Here is a 20597-nt window from a genome sequence, read left to right on the forward strand (position 1 = left end):
TTCATTCTACCACATTAAATGCAACCTGATAATTTCACAACTTCCTTTTTTGGCATTGGCATTCAAAATGGAAAAACTCCAGAAAACCTTGGGGTTCTTTGGAGAACAGCACAAAACTTGGGCGCTAGTTTTATTTTCACCATAGGAAAACGATACGCGAATCAAGCCTGCGACACCCATAATGCAATAAAATCTTTACCATATTATCACTATAAAAATTTTGAAGCTTTTTTTGAACACCTCCCTAAAGGTGTAAGAATAGTAGGTATAGAAAAAACAGATAAAGCAGAAAGCCTAGAGACATTTTCTCATCCAAAACGCTGTGTTTATCTTTTAGGAGCGGAAGATAATGGATTAACATTGGAAGCTATAGAACGCTCTCATTTTTTAGTGCAATTTAATTCCCAATACAGTCTTAATGTTGCCGTAGCAGGGAGTATTGTACTATATGACAGAAGCAGGAACAAACCAATGCAGTAAACACCAGAAACAACCCCTATTAACTTTAAAATTATAGCAATAAAAAATCCCAACATCTAGGATGTTGGGATTAAACCTTAAACTTTAGTTGGCCCACAAGGACTCGAACCTTGAATGACGGTACCAAAAACCGGAGTGTTGCCAATTACACCATGGGCCAATAGTTATTAAGAGCGTGCAAATTTAAAACAAACTTTCATTTGCGCAAGCATTTTTTAAAGAATAATTTAAAAATACGAAAAAAGCCTGTTAAAGGTTTATCAAAATTATTCCTTTGTATCTATATAAATTAGTAAATTCGCTCATCAGGTAAAACTTCAAATTACATGTTTTCTAAGAACTTTAAAAAATGGGACACCATCCTAGGATGGGCAGTTTTCTTCATAGCGCTTATTACTTATTCATTAACCGTAGAGCCAACTAGTAGTTTCTGGGATGCAGGGGAATATATTGCCACATCTGCAAAATTACAAGTAGGCCACCCACCAGGAGCTCCTTTATTACAGATGATAGGGGCATTTTTTGCCATGTTCGCTTTTGAACCTGAACAAGTAGCACGTATGGTAAATTTCGTGTCTGGTGCATCTAGTGCGTTTACTATTCTTTTTATGTTTTGGACTATTACAAACCTTACAAAAAAACTAATAGATAAAGACGAAAAATTTACAAACAGCAAAGCTATTGCTGTTCTAGGAAGCGGAATTGTTGGAGCGTTAACTTTTACTTTTTCTGATAGTTTTTGGTTCAATGCTGTTGAAACCGAAGTGTACTCTATGGCAAGTTTTATAATGGCTTTATTACTATGGATGGGCCTTAAATGGACAGATAATTTAAATACCCCAAGAGGAAACAAATGGATTATCTTAATTTCTTTCGTAGTAGGCTTAACATTCGGTATACAATTTATGGGGTTTTTAGCTATACCAACCATTGGATTGCTGTACTATTTTAAAAAATACAAAAAGACTACAGTAAAGAACTTTCTAATTGCCAATATCGCCGTTATAGCAGTGCTAATGCTTGTATACAAATTTTCTCTTACGTATGTTTTAAAGATATTTGGCTGGGGAGAAGTTTTCTTTGTAAATAATATTGGGCTTCCTTTTAACTCGGGATCTATAATAATTGGCCTTCTTTTTATTGGAGCGTTCTATTTTGGACTAAATTATACTAGAAAAAATAATTTTAAAAGTGCTAACACAATTGTACTATGTCTTTTGTTTTTATTCTTAGGTTTTTCATCTTGGATTATGCTTCCTATTAGAGCAAATGCTAATGTTGTAATTAATGAAAATAACCCTTCAGATGCTAGATCCCTACTCGCATATTACAATAGAGAACAATACCCAGGTGTAGACAGCCCCTTCTACGGCGCGTATTATTCCGACGCTTTTGCAGACGCTGGACCAGAAAGAGATGAAAAACCTAAGTACGAAAAAGATTTTACCACAGGTAAATATATTATAGTAAATCATTTTAAAGATGCCTTACCGGGCCCTAACGAAAAACATTTAGGCCTTTTACCTCGTATGTGGAGTACACAACATGCCGAAAATTACATGCGCTATTTTGGTCCGTTGGACTTTAAAATGACCAAATCTAATGATGAACTAAGAGAAGCAGTTTATCAAGTTAAAAGCGGTATTAAGAGCGGCGAAATAGACACCGAACAATACATTAGCTTTTTGAGAAGGTTTAGCGATTACATAGAAGTACAACCTCCTACCTTATGGCAAAACATAAAATATATGGTAGAGTTTCAATTCAACTATATGTACATGCGTTATTTTATGTGGAATTTTGCAGGTAAGCAAAATGACATTCAAGGACGTTATAATGAAAATGGAAATTGGATTAGCGGTTTTACCCCTATAGATAGTTGGCGACTTGGAAGTCAAGAAAATCTTCCAAGTGACGTACTAAATAATAAAGGAAGGAACACCTATTTCTTTTTACCATTATTCTTAGGTATTATTGGTTTGTTTTTTCAGATTTCTAAAAACCCAAAACACTTTTGGGCGTTACTAGTCTTTTTCCTTTTTACAGGTTTAGCAATTCAATTTTACACGAACCCATATATATTTCAACCTCGAGAAAGAGATTATTCCTTGGTAGGTTCTTTCTACATTTTTGCAATTTGGATAGGAATTGGTGTTTATGGCTTGTTTAATGAGTTTAAAAAATGGATTCAACCAAAAATTATAGCTCCAGTAATTACCCTTATATGCCTATTAGCAGTTCCTTCTCTTATGGCTTACCAAAACTGGGACGACCATGACCGCTCTGGGAAATATACAGCGCAATCTTCTGCTAAAGCTTATCTCGACTCTTGTCAAAAAGACGCAGGCTCTATATTATTTACTATTGGAGACAATGACACTTTTCCTTTATGGTATGCTCAAGAAATAGAAAACTATCGTACCGATGTTAGAGTTATTTGCACTAGCCTTTTTGAAACAGATTGGTACGTAGATCAAATGAAAAGAAAAGCGTATGAAAGCGAAGCTATACCGTCGCAAATTACACACGAAAAATATCGATGGGGGTCTAGAGATGTATTATATCACCAAGGCATTACTGAAAACAGATGGCCTCTTAAAGATTTTATTAATTGGATAGACAGCGACAAACCAAGAACAAAATTAAAATACATACTACAACAACAAGGCGGAGACATTAACGAATACTCTAAAAATACGCAGAGTATAGTATACTACCCTACAAATAAAATACGTATTCCTGTAAATAAGAAAAATGCTATAGAATATGGCATAGTCAAAGCGAAAGACTCTTCTTTAATGGTCGACTTCATAGATATAGACTTACCTTCTGCCATCACCAAAAAGAGCATGATGATGCTAGATATTTTAGCAAATAACGATTGGAAAAGACCTATATACTTTTCTGGCGGTAGTTTTGATGATGCTGAATTTATATGGATGAAAGATTACTTGCAGTTAGATGGTCTCGCCTACAAACTAGTACCTATTAAAACAGAAAGACAAAACTCTTTTGACATGGGCCGTATTGACACCGATGTAATGTACAAGATTGTAAAAGGATGGGATTGGGGTAATTCTGGAGCAGACATTTACCATGATACGCAAACTCGTATTCAAGGATTATCTTTCCGCGGCAATTTAGCACGTCTTATGGAAGCTTTAATTAAAGAAAATAAAATTGACAAAGCAAAAGAAATTATAGACCTTTCTATAACACAAATGCCTGTGGACTATTTTGGTTATTATACTTTCGTAGAACCATTTGTAGATGGTTATTATAAAGTTGGAGAAACCACAAAAGCAAGAGACTTATTCAACAAATTAAAAACAAAGTACCAAGAACGTCTTAATTATTATGCAAACACCACTTTAGATGAGCAGTACAGTAAAATTGATGAAATTATTACCGACATGGAGGCTTATAGAAGAAATATTGATATTCTAATTTCTAACAATGATCGTGAGATGGCCGAAAAGGAAACTTTAATATTCAATGAATATATAGATAAATTTCAGCATTTTTATAAAGACGACATCCTAGAAGAACCTACTGCAGAGCCAACTACTAATCCTGATTTAAAAGATACCGTAACTATAAAAGACACTACACTCTCCGCAGTATCTGAATAACAATATAACTAGAACGTAAAAAAGCAAGGTATTTTAAAAAATACCTTGCTTTTTTATTAGAAGAAAATCTAAATATTATTATACGTATTCATTTAAGATACCAATCAAGGTATTAGCATCTTGTTCTCCACTTTGACGCCAAACCATTTCCCCTTTTTTATAAATCATTAAAGTAGGAAGCCCCTTTACTCTTAGAGCCTGCGAAAGCTCTTTATTTTTATCTACATCAATTTTTATTACCTTTCCTTTATCTCCTAAGGCCGCGGCCACATCTCTTAACACAGCATGCATGGCAGTAGAATGATCGTTCCATTCCGCATAAAAATCTAACAATACAGGAACATTCAAATCTATTAATTCACCAAATTTAGACATATAAATAACTTTGCATTATTTTTCAAAAGTAAGAAAAATTGTTAAAATAAGAATACAACACACCTAATTGCAGCTAAACCAATAGGTTAAATTCATGTTAAGGATTTCTTTTTAAGTGTAATTACAGTTATTTCTGGCCAAATACCAACTCTTCCTGGGTACCCCAAAAACCCAAATCCTCGATTTACATTTATAAATTGCCCCATCTCTTTGTATATGCCGGCCCAATACTTATAACGCCATTTAACAGGACTCCATTTAAACCATCCTGGAATTTCAATACCAAATTGCATTCCATGGGTATGTCCGCTTAATGTTAAATGATAATGATAAGGGTCATCAACAACCTTTTGCTCCCAATGTGAAGGATCATGACTCATTAATATCTTAAAGTCTTCTCTCTTAATTTTAGAAGCTGCCTTACTTAGATCTCCAGCTTTTTTAAAACCACCTTTACCCCAATTCTCCACTCCAACTAACGCTATTTGATCACTTCCCTTAACTAAATACCTACTATCATTTAACAAAAGATCAAAGCCCATTTCTTTTTGTACATCTTTTAAATTTTTAAGATTCTTCTCCTTAGCCTCTTTAGAAGGCCAGTTTACATAATCCCCATAATCATGATTTCCTAAAACCGAAAACTTTCCGTCTTTAGCCTCTAAAGTTGCGAAAAGGTCCTTCCAAGGGTACATTTCTTCTGCCTTATTATTTACCATATCCCCCGTAAACAATAAAACATCACTCTTTTGTTTATTAATTAAGTCTATTGCATATTCAATTTTCTTTCGATCATCAAAACTACCGCTATGCACATCAGAAATTTGAGTAATTTGATACCCGTCAAAAGCATCTGGTAAATCATCGTACTCTAAATCATATTTTAACACTTTAAAATTATACTTACCCTTATACATACCATAAAGTAACGCCCCAAACGGAATAGCAGCCATTCCTAAAGCTAATTTGCTTAAAAACTTCCTCCTATCTGGCATAGCAAAAGATTTAGTTTCCCCATAAAACTTAGTATACGTTGCTATAAAAAAACGAATTATATCTTCCGAAAAAAGAAAAATAACAGCAACCAAATTAAACACCAAGAGCATCACAAAAAATGTAAAGGCATATGTTTTATTTCTTGTTAAAGCACGACCTGTATCTACTATCGTAAATTGATAAAAAAGATTACATAAGACCAACAAAGACAAACCAACATATATATACACCAACCAAGGGTTTTTCGTAATAGTCTTCACCCCTTGTAAAACATAGGCCCCTAAACCAACATATAGAATTGTAAAAATTATCAAACGCAACATCATTCTTGTTTTTTTATGCAAATGTATTTGTTTACTCTACCTTTTTTAAACATTTACCTTTTATTTAACGCTATCCACCAATGCTCTAATGACTTCGAAATCCGTTTCAACGGTAACGGCATCTCTTAAAAAACTAGAAGAGTACATAGAGGTTTTAGTCGATAATATTTCTCTTTCCTTAAGTTGGACTCCAGAAAGATGCACAAAGGAAAAACTCTTTTCAACAAACGATCCAATATTAGAAGAATTAATTCCTCCTCCGGGCATAATAACGCAGTTTTTTGCAATATTTTTCAACTCTTGCAAAAGCCTAATACCTCCCAAGGCTTTTTTTTGCTGTCCGGAAGTCAACACATAATCTACTCCTAATTTTTCTAATTGCTGCAGTGCTTTTTTAGGATTATCTACCCAGTCAAAAGCCCTATGAAATGTAAAGTTTATACCATTAGATTCTTGAATCAAAATTGCAGTTCTTTCTATATCTATTTTAAAATTTTCAGTTAACACACCCGAGACTACACCATCGAAACCTAAGTCCACGCATAATTTAATATTACTTCTCATTATCTGAAACTCCGAATCTGAATATGTAAAATCTCCACTCCTAGGTCTAATAAGAACATGTACAGGAATTGACACTTGCTCTTTTACACTTTTTAAAAGGCCGTAAGATGGCGTAACACCACCTAAACCAAGCTCCATACAAAGCTCAATTCTATCGGCTCCAGCTTTTTCGGCATTTAATGCCGATTGTAAAGAATTAGCACAAACTTCAATTTTCATTTTCTTATATTTAAAACTCTAAATTAACCAACAGAGCTCCATGAAAAGAAGAAAATTTCTAAAAAATTCAACTTTAAGCACTGCCAGTATTTTATCTGCTTCCGTATTAACATCTTGTAAGGAACAGAAAACCCTTAAGGATACAAAAAATATCGCTTCTATTAAGCCGATTGCTATTTGCACATGGAACTTTTTAAATGCCACGACGAAGGCCTGGGAAGTATTAAATAATGGAGGTAGCTCTTTAGATGCGGTGCAGCAAGGAGTAATGGTTGAAGAAGCAGATATAAACAACCAAACTGTAGGCCTAGGAGGAAGACCTGACCGAGACGGCAATGTTACTTTAGATTCTTGTATTATGGACAAAGATGGTAATTGCGGTTCTGTTGCTTACCTACAAAATATTGCCAGCCCTGTTTCTGTAGCCCGTAAAGTAATGGAAGACACCCCCCATGTTATGCTTGCAGGAAAAGGTGCAGAGAAGTTTGCTTATGAAAAAGGGTTTCAGAAAACCAATCTACTAACCGAACAATCTAAAAAAGAATGGTTAGAATGGAAAAAAAAATCGGAATACAAACCAATTATTAATATTGAAAACCATGACACTATTGGCATGCTTGCCATAGACAAAAATGGGGACATTTCTGGCGCTTGCACTACTAGCGGTATGGCTTATAAAATTGGAGGTCGTGTTGGTGATTCCCCCATTATTGGAGCAGGACTTTTTGTAGACAATGAAATTGGAGCAGCAACAGCAACAGGTGTTGGCGAGGAAGTAATAAGAACAGTAGGTAGTTTTTTAATTGTAGAACTTATGCGACAAGGAAAAACACCGCAAGAAGCTTGCGAAGAAGGTGTAAAAAGGATTGTTTCAAAAAACAAAGACAACACCAATTTTCAAATAGGATTTATTGCTATCAATAAAAAAGGAGAAACAGGAAGTTACTGTATTCATCCTGGATTTACATATAGATCCTACTCTAAAAAAGGACATATAAACATCCCTTCGGATTCCTATATAAAGAACTAGAATATTTTAACCACTTAATTTTAAAAAGGAAACTATATATTTTATTCATTAACACATTAATTCGTAGTTTTGAAATTCTACAATAACAACACTAATGGCTGAACAAAAAAGACTTTTTTTACTCGATGCGTTTGCATTAATTTTTAGAGGATATTACGCTCTTATAAAAAACCCAAGAATTAATTCTAAAGGAATGGACACGTCTGCCATAATGGGATTTATGAATTCTCTATTAGATGTTATCCGAAGAGAAAAACCCGATTACTTAGCGGTTTGTTTTGACAAAGGTGGTAGTGTAGACAGAAAAGAAATATTTCCTGAATACAAGGCAAATAGAGACGAAACTCCAGATGCAATTCGTATAGCTGTTCCTTATATTCAAGATATCTTAAAAGCCATGGATATACCTGTAGTTGTTTTAGAAGGATATGAAGCCGATGATATAATAGGAACGTTAGCAAAACAAGCAGAAAAGGAAGACTATAAAGTATATATGGTTACTCCGGATAAGGATTTTGGACAATTAGTATCCGAGAATATATTTATGTATCGCCCAGCACGTATGGGTAACGGTATAGAAATCTGGGGAATTCCAGAAATACAAAAACGTTTTGGCGTGCAACGTCCTGATCAAGTCATAGACTATTTGGGCATGATGGGAGATGCTAGTGACAATATCCCCGGACTGCCAGGTGTTGGAGACAAAACCGCAAAAAAATTCATTGAACAGTTCGATTCTATGGAAGGCCTTTTAGCAAATACAGATAAGCTTAAAGGTAAAATGAAAGAAAAAGTAGAAGCAAACGGAGAACTCGGTTTACTTTCTAAAAAACTAGCCACAATTGACATTCATTGTGATGTAACTTTTAAAGCCGATGATTACAAACTCTCTACCCCTAATAGTGAAAAAGTCCAAGAAATTTTCGAAGAGCTTGAGTTTAGAAGACTAAGAGAACAATTCTTAAAGTTATTTGCTCCGCAGCCAAATGAAATTCCTAAAGAAGTAAGCCCTAATACTAAAAAAGAAAATTCTAAAAAAGCTTCACCAGCGGGGGAAGGACAATTTTCCCTTTTCGGTGGAGACGGAGAATCTCCTGCAACTCTAGAAGTTGTTTCTAGCAGAAAAACAATTAAAGATATTGCTCATGCCTATCAAAGCATAGCACCAGGAATGGCGATGAAACTTTTTGTGCAAAACCTCATGAAACAAACATCTGTTTGTTTTGATACGGAAACCACAGGATTAAACCCATTAACTGCAGAATTAGTTGGCATTGCCTTTTCGTGGCAGGCTACTAAAGGGTTTTATATACCTTTTCCAGAAGAAAAAGAAGAGGCCCAAAATCTTATAGAACAACTACGCCCTTTCTTCGAAGCAGAAAACATTGAAAAAATAGGTCAAAACTTAAAGTACGATATCAAGGTACTACGCAAATACCAAATAAAAGTAAAAGGTCCATGTTTTGATACCATGTTAGCGCATTATTTAATTAATCCGGATATGCGCCATAACATGGATGTTCTTTCAGAAACCTATTTAAATTACACTCCTGTTTCTATAACAGAATTAATTGGTAAAAAAGGAAAGAACCAACTTTCTATGCGAGATGTTCCTTTAGATAAGCAAACAGAATATGCTGTTGAAGATGCAGACATTACTTACCAACTAGCACAACACTTTAAACCAGAGTTAGCAGAAGCCAAAACAGATGGCTTATTTAAAGATATTGAAATTCCACTTCTCCACGTACTTGCCGAAATGGAATTAGAAGGTATCAATTTAGACAAAGTATTTTTAAATTCTCTATCGGAAGACTTAAATTCAGATATAGAAAATCTTGTTGCCAAAATATATGAAGCCGCTGGTGAAGAGTTTAACATAGCCTCTCCGAAGCAATTAGGTGAAATACTATTTAACAAACTAAAACTAGTAGACAAGCCAAAAAAGACAAAAACAGGTCAGTTTTCCACGGCAGAAGATGTGCTTTCTTATTTAGCAAAGGACCATGAGATTATTCAAAATGTTTTAAACTATAGAGGACTTGCTAAATTAAAAAGCACCTATGTAGATGCCCTTCCGGAACAAATTGAAGAAAGTACTGGACGTGTTCATACAGACTATATGCAAACAGTTGCTGCAACAGGGAGATTAAGTAGCAACAATCCAAACTTACAAAATATTCCTATCCGAACAGAAAGAGGTAGACAAGTACGTAAAGCTTTTATTCCGAGAAGTGATGAATACACATTATTGGCTGCTGATTACTCTCAGATTGAACTTCGTATAATTGCCGCTTTAAGTGAAGAAACTACAATGATTGAAGCTTTTAAAAATGGAGAAGATATTCATGCCTCTACTGCCTCTAAAGTTTTTAATGTTCCAATAGAAGAAGTAACCCGAGAGCAACGTAGCAATGCAAAAACAGTAAATTTTGGGATCATATATGGTGTTTCTGCTTTTGGATTAAGCAACCAAACAGACTTGTCTAGAGGAGAAGCCAAAGAACTTATAGATACGTATTACAAAACATACCCAAAACTTCGTAATTATATGAGCGAGCAAGTAAACTTTGCTCGTGATAATGGCTATGTACAAACCGTTTTAGGTCGACGTAGGTATTTAAAAGATATTAATGGTAATAATGCTATTGTTCGTGGAGCAGCAGAACGTAATGCTGTGAATGCTCCAATTCAAGGAAGTGCTGCAGATATCATAAAAATTGCTATGATAAATATTCATAAAAAATTAGAACAGGGTACGTACCAATCTAAAATGCTTTTACAAGTGCATGATGAACTAGTTTTTGATGTTTACAAACCAGAACTAGAAGAGCTACAGACTTTAATTAAAGTAGAAATGGAAAATGCATATAAAATTGCTGTTCCATTAGATGTAGAAGTTGGCTTAGGGGATAATTGGCTGGAAGCCCATTAAACACCAACTGTTAAATAATAGTCAAAATTGATATTCGTAACGCTATAATTCTCATTATAGCGTTATTGTTTATATAGAAGACTATAGTATGAAAAGGCTCCTTTTTACATTATTTACAACATTCATATTTAGTGTTGCAATTACTGCTCAATCTAATGGAATAAGCAAAGACATTAAAAAAACTACGTTAAAGGTTTTTCCAAACCCTGCAAAGAACATTGTTAATGTACTAGGGTTAAAGAACTCCCACACCTCTAGCATTACCATCCTTGATTCATATGGAAACATTGTTCTACGACATACGTGGGAGATAAAAAATAACGCCCTTAACATACCTATACCCTCTCTTTCTACAGGAATTTACGTAATTAGCATTCACTCCAAAGAACAACAACTTCAAACTAAATTTTATAAAAAATAAAACAAAAAAAACCACTTAGAGTTTACTAAGTGGCTTTTTATATACTATAATTGAATTTACTATTTCTTATTAAAGATTAATTCTCCCTTAACATTAAAATTTGGAAGATCCAATCCTTCTGCATCTACAGTCATTACATCACCATCTATGGAAGCATTAGCACTAATATCATCCCCATTTTTATCTTTAAATTTAATTACCCCGTCTATATAAGTATACGTTGTTGTTTCTGTATCTTTTTCTGTTGGGCATGGAACTATTAATCCTGTTAAGCCAGCACTAATATCCAAATAATTAACAGCATTCTCCGTTACTAACTCAGCATCTTCTTTAAATTCAAAAGTGACTATAGCACAGCCTTCTTCACTAAGCTTTTCTAGAGCATCCTCTGCCAAATTTGTATATGTTCCAGCTGCTTCTGCATCTACATTAAATTCGGATAATTCCCAGACACCAACAATTTTGTTAGAATCTGTAAGGCCATCAATTAATTTTTCTACTACGGCATCTTTAGAGCAAGAAGCAAATAAAGTACCTACAGCCATTAAGCTAAATATTAATTTTTTCATTGGTTTCGTTTTGGTTAAGAATTGGTTTTATATATCAACCAAACGAAAAGCAAAGAACAATATTGCCAACTACATTAAAGTATAAATCTGTAGGTAGCCTTTATTAAAAAGGTATTATCCTTTTTCTGTCCCAAAATTTGGCGATCCAAATCTCTTCCTAAAGTATTCATTGGATCTCCACTACCTGTAACGCCCTGAGACCAAACCAAAAAGATTTCAGACCCAGGAGTGTATTCCCATCGCAATACTAAATTAGAACGAAACTGAACATATGAAAAATCCGGATTTTCTATTTCATAGTCTACCGTTCCATCTAAATCTTCGTCGATTAAGTAACCTCCTTCAACTTCAGGTCTAGAAATTTGATCAGGAGTATACCAACTAACTCGATTATAAACATTTGCAGCAGCAGCATTACTTACATAATTAAAATTGGTATAAGTTCCTTGAGAAATAAAAGGCTCTCCGTAATACTGAATTGATAAATTAGGATTTAAACTATAATTAAGTCGAATAGAGGTGCTAAATGTTTTTTGGTCTATTGCCGCTGTTACATACCTAGTAATATTTCCGTAATCTATTTGATCCACATACCTTGTTTTATTAGGATTCTCTTCATATTCCGAAGAAACCGACAAGCTAAAAGCATCGAAAGGCTGATAATTAAACCTAAAAACGTAGCGTAAAAACTCAAAATTTTTCTGTTTCGCTTGACTGTTTACATACCCAAGTGTAAAGTTAAATTTCTTCCTTCTATCTGAACCAAAGAAAAGGTATCCAAAATTTTCTTGTGACCATTGCCATCTAGGACCTCCTCGTAAAACAGAATTGGAATAAATTCTTGGCTTATGAGCAGCTCCTATCTCTGTCCACCAATTATTCTTATAATTAATATCTCCTTCAAATTGGTATTTTATTCTATTATAATTCCCTTCAAAATCATAATTAGACTCTTGCTCTAAACGCAGCCCCATCCTCCTATAAACATTGGTAGGTTTTAAAAACAGTCTTCTCACTTGCGCATATTGCACTATTTCATCTGTTTGCCTTAAAAAACCAACATCATTGAGCTCTAATTCTGGAGAACGCCAAACTACACCTGCTTCATACCTCCAATTTCCCCCACCAGCTTTACCGTATTCCAATTTACCTCCTGTTCCAGTAAGAGAAGTTCTTGTCGGGTCTACACGTACATGCCCTGCATCTTCTCTTTGAAATAAATGTGTTATACCTCTTTGCGTATCTTCAATTGCTTTTGCACTTCCCGTTACATGACTTGTCACAATATTTCCCTGAAAATAATAATTTCTATCCTTCCAATTATGCTTAAAATCCAAGCCACCTGTATAAGCAGCCTTTCTCAAAAATTCCATTTCACTTGGCAGCTTTCTATTAGTCGCTGTAAAAATACCTCCGATATACGAATTACGTTTATTAAAATCTTTTTGAACCCTACCTACTAAATAATTGGTAAGGGGCTCTACTAACTCATCTCTCCTTCCTCCATTAATATCCTCTACTTCCGCATACATATTCCCAGTAACACTTTCTAACAATCCTACTGACCATCCGTTTTTTGTCTTTCCAGAAAATTTAGCTGCTCCCAAAATGGTAGAATTAGTAGGTTGATCCACATAAGCAACATCGTCATGATTACCAACAGAACGTTGTGGACTTCTCCCTATCCTTCTACTATAAAAAATATTATCATTACCCCCTGCAAAACGAAAATCGAAGATGTTCTTATTCTCTACAAAAAAAGGCCTTTGTTCCTGAAAAAATATCTGAAACCCATCTAAGGCAATAGCCCCTGGATCTGCTTCTACCTGGCCAAAATCAGGATTAACCGTAAGATCAAGGGTTAAATCATTTGTTAAGCCAATTTTGGCATCCAAACCTCCATTTAACTTAAAATCAGCCCCGTCTCTAAAAGGATTACCTTCCTCTTTCGGATAGGTATCTTGTTGCAAAACTGTAAATGGCTGAACCTCTAATTGCCTTTGAGGCTGTATATTCATTAAACCACGGAGGGTTCCGAACTCACTTATCCATCCCGGAGCATCTCTAGATATTGGTTGCCAAATAGAGCGTTCTTCTTCCCTAAATAATCTACGATGCATTTGCAAACCCCAGATTTGCTCTTTTTGCTTTCCAAATTTTAGTTGACTAAAAGGAATTTTCATTTCTGCCGTCCATCCTTCTTTATCTATATTAGCCGCTGTATACCATATTGGATTCCAACTCGCATCCCAATTATCTCCATTCTGAGAAACAAACTCATCTCCTTTTACCCCTGCCGCAGACACATTAAATGAAAAAGCTGTTCTTTTATCATTATAACTATCTATATTAATTTCTATCCAATCACCTGAAAAATTATCACGCCTTGCTAGTCTTTTTTCAATTAAATTTGGTATACTATCGAAACAACGTACACCTATATATAGATACTTATCATCATAGGTAATCTTAAATTTAGTGTCTTGGTTAGGAGCAGCACCATTATCAGGTTCAAAAACAGTAAATCCTTTTGACCACAGAGCATTAGACCACTCTTTATCTTCTAAAATACCATCTACTACAATGTTATTACCAGCCTTTATCGGAGAAGTAACGTATTCCAATTTATCTATAATTCGTAGAGTATCCTGAGCATATAATTTAAAACATAACAATAGGAATATAAGAGAAAACAATAAAGAGCTTTTCATTTTTTGGTTGTTTTAGTCCATTAAAAGACTTTAACATTATACAGACGTTACAGTATAAAAAATATTTAATAAAATTTTAACAAAAATACCCTCCAAGAAAATCTTAAAGCATCGAAATTTATTGACCTTTTGAAAAAAGTAAAAATAATAAGAAACAACCATTTGGATTTCAACTTAATAGTTGTACATTTGCAGCCCTCTTACAGGGAAAGAAGTGTATAATAGAAAAAAATAGCAGTAGTGGATACATTAAGTTATAAGACTGTTTCAGCAAATAGAGCAACGGTAAACAAGGATTGGTTATTGGTTGACGCTGAAGGTCAAACATTGGGGCGTCTTGCTTCTAAAGTAGCAAAATTACTTAGAGGAAAGCATAAAACAAACTATACTCCTCACGTAGATTGTGGAGACAACGTAGTTATTATTAATGCAGAAAAGATCACCCTTTCTGGTAACAAATGGGATTCTAAATCTTATAGCCGTTACACAGGATATCCTGGAGGACAAAGACATACTTCTGTAAAAGATATGTTAGCTAAAACTCCAGAGCGCATTGTTGAAAAAGCTGTAAAAGGAATGCTTCCAAAAAACAGATTAGGTTCTGAATTATTCAGAAATCTAAAAGTTAATGTTGGTCCAAATCATGATCAAGAAGCGCAAAAACCAACTGTTATTAATTTAAACGAATTCAAATAATGGAGATAATTCATAAAATTGGTAGAAGAAAAACAGCTGTTGCTCGTGTTTATCTTTCTCAAGGAACAGGAAATATTACTATAAATTCTAGAGATTTAAATGAGTATTTCCCAACAGCAACTTTGCAGTACAAAATTAAGCAAGCTTTTACTTTAACTGAAACTGTAGATACATACGACGTTAAAGTAAATGTATACGGAGGTGGAAACACAGGTCAAGCAGAAGCTATTCGTTTAGCTTTATCTAGAGCAATGTGTGAAATCGATGCTGAGAACAGATTAACACTGAAGCCTGAAGGTCTTTTAACTAGAGACCCAAGAATGGTAGAACGTAAGAAATTTGGTCAGAAGAAAGCTCGTAAGAAATTCCAGTTCTCTAAACGTTAATACAAGATTACCAGGGTATTCTAACGAATACCCTTTTTATATTTTTAACTAGTTCATTGAAAGTCTCTAAAAAGAGACACTTATAAATCTTATTAGTTATATTAAAAAATTAATAAGTAAGGGTAGATTTTTAATCACCCATTTAGTTTAGCATCTAAATAGTAGAGGCTTGCATTTTTATGCATACCACTCTAGTATTGCTAATTCATAAGAACGTAAACTAAAACAAAAATGGCGAAAGTCGAAGTAAAACAATTATTAGAAGCAGGTGTGCACTTTGGACACCTTACAAGAAAATGGAATCCGAACATGGCTCCTTACATCTACATGGAGCGTAATGGGATTCACGTAATCAACCTTTACAAAACAGTAGCAAAATTAGATGAGACTAATGAAGCATTACGCAAAATTGCAGCTTCTGGTAGAAAAATCTTATTTGTTGCCACTAAAAAACAAGCAAAAGACATTGTAGCTGACAAAGTATCTAAGGTAAACATGCCTTATATTACGGAAAGATGGCCAGGTGGAATGCTAACTAACTTTGTAACTATACGTAAAGCTGTTAAAAAAATGGCTTCTATTGATCGTATGAAAAAAGATGGTACGTTCATGACTCTTTCTAAAAAAGAACGTTTACAGGTTGACCGTTTAAGAGCTAAACTAGAAAAGAATTTAGGTTCTATTTCTGAAATGACTCGTTTACCAGGTGCTCTTTTTATAGTAGATACCATGAGAGAACACATTGCTGTTAAGGAAGCTCAAAAATTGAATATTCCAATTTTTGCAATGGTAGATACCAACTGTGACCCAAGAGATATTGATTATGTAGTACCAGCAAATGATGATGCATCTAAATCTATAGACATCATTATGGAACAAGTTACTGCTGCCATTGCTGAAGGACTAGCGGAACGTAAATCTAGTAAGCAAGAAGCACCAAAGAAAGATACTCCTAAAAAAGAAGCATCACCAAAAGCAGAAACTCCTAAAAAAGAAGAAGCTAAAGTTGAAGCACCTGCTGCTCCTGTAGCTAAAGCTACGCCTGCAAAAGCAGATGATTTAACAAAAGTAGAAGGAATTGGACCTAAGGCTGCTGAGGCTCTAGTAAATGCCGGATTTGTTACTTTCGCTGACTTAGCTAAAGGTGACGCCGAAAAGATTAAAACAATCTTAACAGAAGCTAGCTCAAGAATGGCTCATTTAGACCCAACTTCTTGGCCAAAGCAAGCTCAAATGGCTGCTGATGGTAAGTGGGACGAGCTTAAAGAATGGCAAGATAATGTAAAAGGTGGTGTAGAATAAATTTATAGATACATCAAAATATCTATAATTTAACATTAACCTAAAAACGGATACAATAATTGTGTCTTATTTTACTTAATCAAAAAAAATAAAAGAAAATGGCTAAAATTACCGCCGCAGAAGTAAATAAATTAAGAAAAGCTACAGGTGCAGGAATGATGGACTGCAAAAAAGCCTTAGTTGAAGCAGAAGGAGATTTTGACAAAGCAATTGAAGTTCTTCGTAAGAAAGGACAGAAAGTTGCTGCTAAAAGAGCCGATAGAGATTCTTCAGAAGGTGCTGCTATATCTAAAGTAAATGCAGACAACACTGTTGGTGTTGCTATTGTTTTAGGTTGCGAAACTGATTTTGTTGGTAAAAATGAAAACTTTGTTGCTTTAGCGAATCAACTTGCTGATCAAGCAATAAACTTTGACAACAAGGAAGATTTCTTAGCTTCAGATTTCGGAGGAATGACTGTTGCTGAAAAATTAATTGAGCAAACAGGTGTTATTGGTGAAAAACTAGAAATCAATGCTTTTGAAAAATTAGAAGCGCCATATGTTGGTACTTATGTTCATATTAACAAAATTGCTGCTTTAGTTGGTTTATCTGCTAAAAACGAAGAGGTTGCTAAAGATGTAGCTATGCAAGTAGCTTCTATGGGCGCAACCACTTTATCCTATAAAGATTTTGACCCTGCCTTTATTGCTTCTGAGACAGAGGCAAGAATTGCAGTTATAGAAAAAGATAATATTGAATTAGGTCGTTTAGGAAAAACACTTAAAAATGTACCTCAATACATATCTATGGCGCAGTTAACTGACGAGGTTTTAGCTAAAGCTGAAGAAGCCGCTAAAGCTGAACTTGCTGCAGAAGGTAAACCAGAGAAAATTTGGGATAAAATTCTTCCAGGTAAAATGCAAAGATTTGTTTCTGACAACACTACACTAGATCAAGAACAATGTTTATTAGATCAGAACTTTATTAAAGATGAGAAAATAAACGTTGCCAAATATGTTGCGTCTGCCGGAGATTTATCTGTAACAACGTTTAAGCGTGTTGCCTTAGGATAATAACCTCTGTACATTATGTCGTATAAAAAACCGCCTAATAGGCGGTTTTTTTTATGTTCATTGGTACTTCTTCCTACAATCAAAAAATGTCACTTTGTTAAGTGACATTTTTTAATCTATACTATCCTGTAAACTAATTCTTTAACCACGCCTCTCTAAGTCTTACTATCTTATCAGAAGGTTTTTCTATGCTAGTTAGCTTAGTAACATTAAGCGATGGCGTACCGACTTTTCCTTCTACAGAAATCTCCTCTCCGTTACGCTCTAAAATCATCTTAATAGGTGTTTCGGCTGTCCAACCAAAACTTTGCCCAATAATAGGTCTAATAGACTCCAAGTTAATAGATGTTCCATTAATACTCTTAATAACATCTCCTCCTTGAATACCCAAATCTGTGAAAAAAGTACTTAAAGTAATACCCTTACGAATAAAAATAGCATTATTATTCTTAGCATCCACATCAATAAAAGGCATTTCTCCTTCCAAAAAATATCCAGTCTGCTGCTCCTCTGTACTATTTTCCAAACCAACTTTTGCCAAATAAACACTATAGTCTATAGGGGTACTCCCTATAACATGAGTATCAAATAAAATTCTTAACTCAGGATATGTCATCTCCACTATTTCATCTATTAACTTATCGTCCTCAAAAGGAGTAGAAACATCATACTTTTTAGATAGTTCTTTCATTAACCAAAGAATACCTTTTTCTCCATCACTCAATTCTCTCAAAGTAATATCTAAAGCCATATTAATTAAAGTCCCTTTTTCATATACGTTGGCATAATTCTCTTCATACGGCTCTTCTAATATATTTTTACTCATGGTAGTAAAAGACATAGCATCATCATAACTCTTAGAATTATTTATTTTATCCATAATTCTTTTATAGAACTCATCTTCTGTAATTAATCCTTGTTGAATTTGAAAAAGATTAGCAAAATACTCTGTAGTACCCTCATACATCCATAAATGTTGCGACATCTTAGGGTCATTAAAATCAAAATACTGCACCTCTTTAGAATGTACATTTAAAGGTGTTACGATATGAAAAAATTCATGAGAAACCACATCTACCATAGCTTGTTCTAACCTTTCTTTTGGCATCGCCTCTGGCAAAACCACAACGGTAGATGTATGATGCTCTAAAGCCCCAAAGCCTCCTGCGTCTTTATTATCCATTTTAGACAAATACAAAAGAATATTATATTCCTTGGTTCCATCAATATCTCCTAAAAATGCTTTTTGAGCAGTCATCATTTTCTCCATCCGGTCTTTTAAACTTGCCGCTGTATAGACACCATTAGGAGAATAAACGCTTAAATTAACAGTGATGTCATTTATCTGAAAGCTTTCTGTATTTGTTTTAGCATATAAGATTGGATTATCTATTACATCAAAATATCTAGCTGCTACAAAAACCTCCCGAGTAGTATTAGATTCTGCACCATTCTTTAACATTAGAGAAGTTGTAGACTTTAACTTCTCATCCTTCGAAATTACCAACTCATAAGCAACCTCTTTTAGTCCTTGAAAATAGCCCACAAATCCATGCAAGTTTAAAACAAAATTAGAATCCTTGGCTATATTAGTACCGGAAGGAGAAAATACAGCATCCTCTACTTCACTTTCCGTATCGTAAGTATCATTTACAAAATAAGTAACCTTATCTAATTCAGTAGCATTACTAATAACCCATGTATTGGCATCAGTATGCGAAAATTCTAAATCTTTTCCGTTATAATCAATTGCTTTAAACCCTTCTACATACTTCCCATAATCATCTGTACTATATGTACCTGGAACGGTTTTAGGTATAAAAAATGAAATAGTTTCAGATGATATCTTTCCTGGATTAACGCTAACTTGTACTTTATCATCCACTATATTTATCAAGTCAATACTAGTAACTATAGGAGTTCTAGTAGCCGATAAAATATTCTTTGTAGAACCACAATTATAAAAAAACACACTTAATGCAAAAACAAAAATAATTTTCTTCATTTTAAAAATTTAATTTAACTCTAATTAACCCTAAAAAACTGGTTATTTTTTATTGAAATACAAGAATATAAAAATTAAAAGAGTTCCCACTCTTTATTAAGAAATAATTATAGCTCATTTATACAGTACTGTAACGGGGATAGATAATTTTTTTGATTATTTTTGCCACAACTAATCATAAAACATGCAATACAAAAGAATACTTTTAAAACTTAGTGGAGAAGCATTAATGGGTGAAAAGCAATACGGAATAGATTCTGAAAGGCTTTCTGAATATGCAGAAGAGATTAAACAAGTAGTAGCCAAAGGTATTGAAGTTGCTATTGTAATTGGTGGAGGAAACATCTTTAGAGGACTTGCTGGTGCGGCAACAGGAATGGACCGCGTACAAGGAGATCATATGGGAATGCTTGCTACTGTAATTAACGGATTAGCTCTACAAAGTGCGTTAGAAATCAAAGAAGTACAAACAAGACTGCAGACAGCCATTAAAATCAACGAAGTAGCCGAACCTTTTATTCGAAGAAAAGCAATGAGACATCTTGAAAAAGGGCGTGTCGTTATATTTGGAGGAGGAACAGGAAACCCTTATTTTACAACAGATTCTGCTGCTGTACTTAGAGCAATAGAAATTGAGGCTGATGTGATACTAAAAGGAACTCGCGTAGACGGTATTTATACATCCGATCCAGAGAAGGATAAAAATGCTACTAAATTTGATACTATTTCCTTTAAAGAGGTTTTAAATAAAGGCCTTAAAGTAATGGACACTACAGCCTTTACTTTAAGTCAAGAAAACGAATTACCTATCGTTGTTTTTGATATGAACAAAAAAGGTAACTTATTGAAAATTGTTGACGGACAAAATATTGGAACCGTTGTAAACCTGTAATTTGGC

The 20597-nt window shown here is 34.2% G+C and carries 16 protein-coding genes and 1 tRNA gene; 10 read left to right on the plus strand and 7 right to left on the minus strand.

Annotated features, from left to right (window positions below):
* Nucleotides 1-18: 18 nt before the first annotated feature.
* Nucleotides 19-480, plus strand: coding sequence for an RNA methyltransferase (locus tag Q0856_RS02330; RefSeq protein ID WP_298502211.1), 462 nt, complete (start codon nt 19-21; stop codon nt 478-480).
* An 88-nt stretch (nt 481-568) separates the two neighbouring features.
* On the opposite strand, the gene Q0856_RS02335 is transcribed toward Q0856_RS02330, so the two are convergent.
* Nucleotides 569-640, minus strand: a tRNA-Gln gene (locus Q0856_RS02335).
* Between the two features lie 166 nt (nt 641-806).
* Between Q0856_RS02335 and Q0856_RS02340 the strand changes: the two genes are divergently transcribed.
* On the plus strand, nt 807-4112 hold the full coding sequence (locus Q0856_RS02340; RefSeq protein ID WP_298473704.1) for a DUF2723 domain-containing protein: 3306 nt from the start codon (nt 807-809) through the stop codon (nt 4110-4112).
* A gap of 78 nt (nt 4113-4190) precedes the next feature.
* Here Q0856_RS02340 and Q0856_RS02345 read toward each other — a convergent pair whose 3' ends face one another.
* The 3 genes from Q0856_RS02345 to Q0856_RS02355 form a co-directional block, all read right to left on the minus strand.
* Entirely contained in the window at nt 4191-4487 is a 297-nt protein-coding gene (locus Q0856_RS02345; RefSeq protein WP_298473708.1) for a thioredoxin family protein, read from the minus strand.
* 92 nt (nt 4488-4579) lie between these two features.
* Entirely contained in the window at nt 4580-5806 is a 1227-nt protein-coding gene (locus Q0856_RS02350) for a metallophosphoesterase (RefSeq protein WP_298475128.1), read from the minus strand.
* A 60-nt stretch (nt 5807-5866) separates the two neighbouring features.
* The gene (locus Q0856_RS02355; RefSeq protein ID WP_298473711.1) at nt 5867-6589 is read right to left on the minus strand and encodes a copper homeostasis protein CutC; all 723 of its coding nucleotides are present in this window, start codon (nt 6587-6589) and stop codon (nt 5867-5869) included.
* A gap of 40 nt (nt 6590-6629) precedes the next feature.
* On the opposite strand from Q0856_RS02355, the gene Q0856_RS02360 reads away from it, so the two are divergent.
* The 3 genes from Q0856_RS02360 to Q0856_RS02370 all read left to right on the plus strand — a co-directional run bounded on the left by Q0856_RS02360 (nt 6630) and on the right by Q0856_RS02370 (nt 10975).
* The gene (locus tag Q0856_RS02360; protein ID WP_298473714.1) at nt 6630-7619 is read left to right on the plus strand and encodes a N(4)-(beta-N-acetylglucosaminyl)-L-asparaginase; all 990 of its coding nucleotides are present in this window, start codon (nt 6630-6632) and stop codon (nt 7617-7619) included.
* Nucleotides 7620-7713: 94 nt separating this feature from the next.
* Nucleotides 7714-10554: a DNA polymerase I gene (gene polA / locus Q0856_RS02365; protein ID WP_298502213.1), complete on the plus strand. Its 2841-nt coding sequence runs from the start codon at nt 7714-7716 to the stop codon at nt 10552-10554.
* 88 nt (nt 10555-10642) lie between these two features.
* Nucleotides 10643-10975: a T9SS type A sorting domain-containing protein gene (locus tag Q0856_RS02370; protein ID WP_298502215.1), complete on the plus strand. Its 333-nt coding sequence runs from the start codon at nt 10643-10645 to the stop codon at nt 10973-10975.
* A 59-nt stretch (nt 10976-11034) separates the two neighbouring features.
* Here the strand turns inward: Q0856_RS02370 and Q0856_RS02375 are convergent, their stop codons facing one another.
* Complete coding sequence (locus tag Q0856_RS02375; RefSeq protein ID WP_298473724.1) at nt 11035-11544, minus strand: hypothetical protein; 510 nt, start codon at nt 11542-11544, stop codon at nt 11035-11037.
* Nucleotides 11545-11618: 74 nt separating this feature from the next.
* The gene (locus Q0856_RS02380; protein ID WP_298502217.1) at nt 11619-14255 is read right to left on the minus strand and encodes a DUF5916 domain-containing protein; all 2637 of its coding nucleotides are present in this window, start codon (nt 14253-14255) and stop codon (nt 11619-11621) included.
* A gap of 240 nt (nt 14256-14495) precedes the next feature.
* Between Q0856_RS02380 and rplM the strand changes: the two genes are divergently transcribed.
* The 4 genes from rplM (at nt 14496) to tsf (ending at nt 17694) form a co-directional block, all read left to right on the plus strand.
* Nucleotides 14496-14951: a 50S ribosomal protein L13 gene (rplM, locus tag Q0856_RS02385; protein WP_298473730.1), complete on the plus strand. Its 456-nt coding sequence runs from the start codon at nt 14496-14498 to the stop codon at nt 14949-14951.
* The gene (gene rpsI, locus Q0856_RS02390; protein ID WP_298473733.1) at nt 14951-15337 is read left to right on the plus strand and encodes a 30S ribosomal protein S9; all 387 of its coding nucleotides are present in this window, start codon (nt 14951-14953) and stop codon (nt 15335-15337) included. Before rplM ends, rpsI begins: the two co-directional genes overlap by 1 nt.
* Nucleotides 15338-15568: 231 nt before the next feature.
* Nucleotides 15569-16639 (plus strand): 30S ribosomal protein S2, encoded by a 1071-nt coding sequence (gene rpsB, locus Q0856_RS02395; RefSeq protein ID WP_298502220.1) that lies wholly within the window; start codon nt 15569-15571, stop codon nt 16637-16639.
* Nucleotides 16640-16737: 98 nt separating this feature from the next.
* Nucleotides 16738-17694, plus strand: coding sequence for a translation elongation factor Ts (gene tsf / locus Q0856_RS02400; RefSeq protein WP_298473738.1), 957 nt, complete (start codon nt 16738-16740; stop codon nt 17692-17694).
* A 133-nt stretch (nt 17695-17827) separates the two neighbouring features.
* Here tsf and Q0856_RS02405 read toward each other — a convergent pair whose 3' ends face one another.
* Nucleotides 17828-19699: a peptidase M61 gene (locus Q0856_RS02405; protein WP_298502223.1), complete on the minus strand. Its 1872-nt coding sequence runs from the start codon at nt 19697-19699 to the stop codon at nt 17828-17830.
* Nucleotides 19700-19883: 184 nt separating this feature from the next.
* Between Q0856_RS02405 and pyrH the strand changes: the two genes are divergently transcribed.
* Nucleotides 19884-20591 carry a UMP kinase gene (gene pyrH / locus Q0856_RS02410; protein ID WP_298473743.1) on the plus strand — a complete coding sequence of 236 codons (708 nt, stop codon included), beginning with the start codon at nt 19884-19886 and terminating at the stop codon, nt 20589-20591.
* Nucleotides 20592-20597: the final 6 nt, after the last annotated feature.

The sequence above is a fragment of the uncultured Maribacter sp. genome (assembly GCF_947496775.1).
GTDB lineage: Bacteria > Bacteroidota > Bacteroidia > Flavobacteriales > Flavobacteriaceae > Maribacter_B.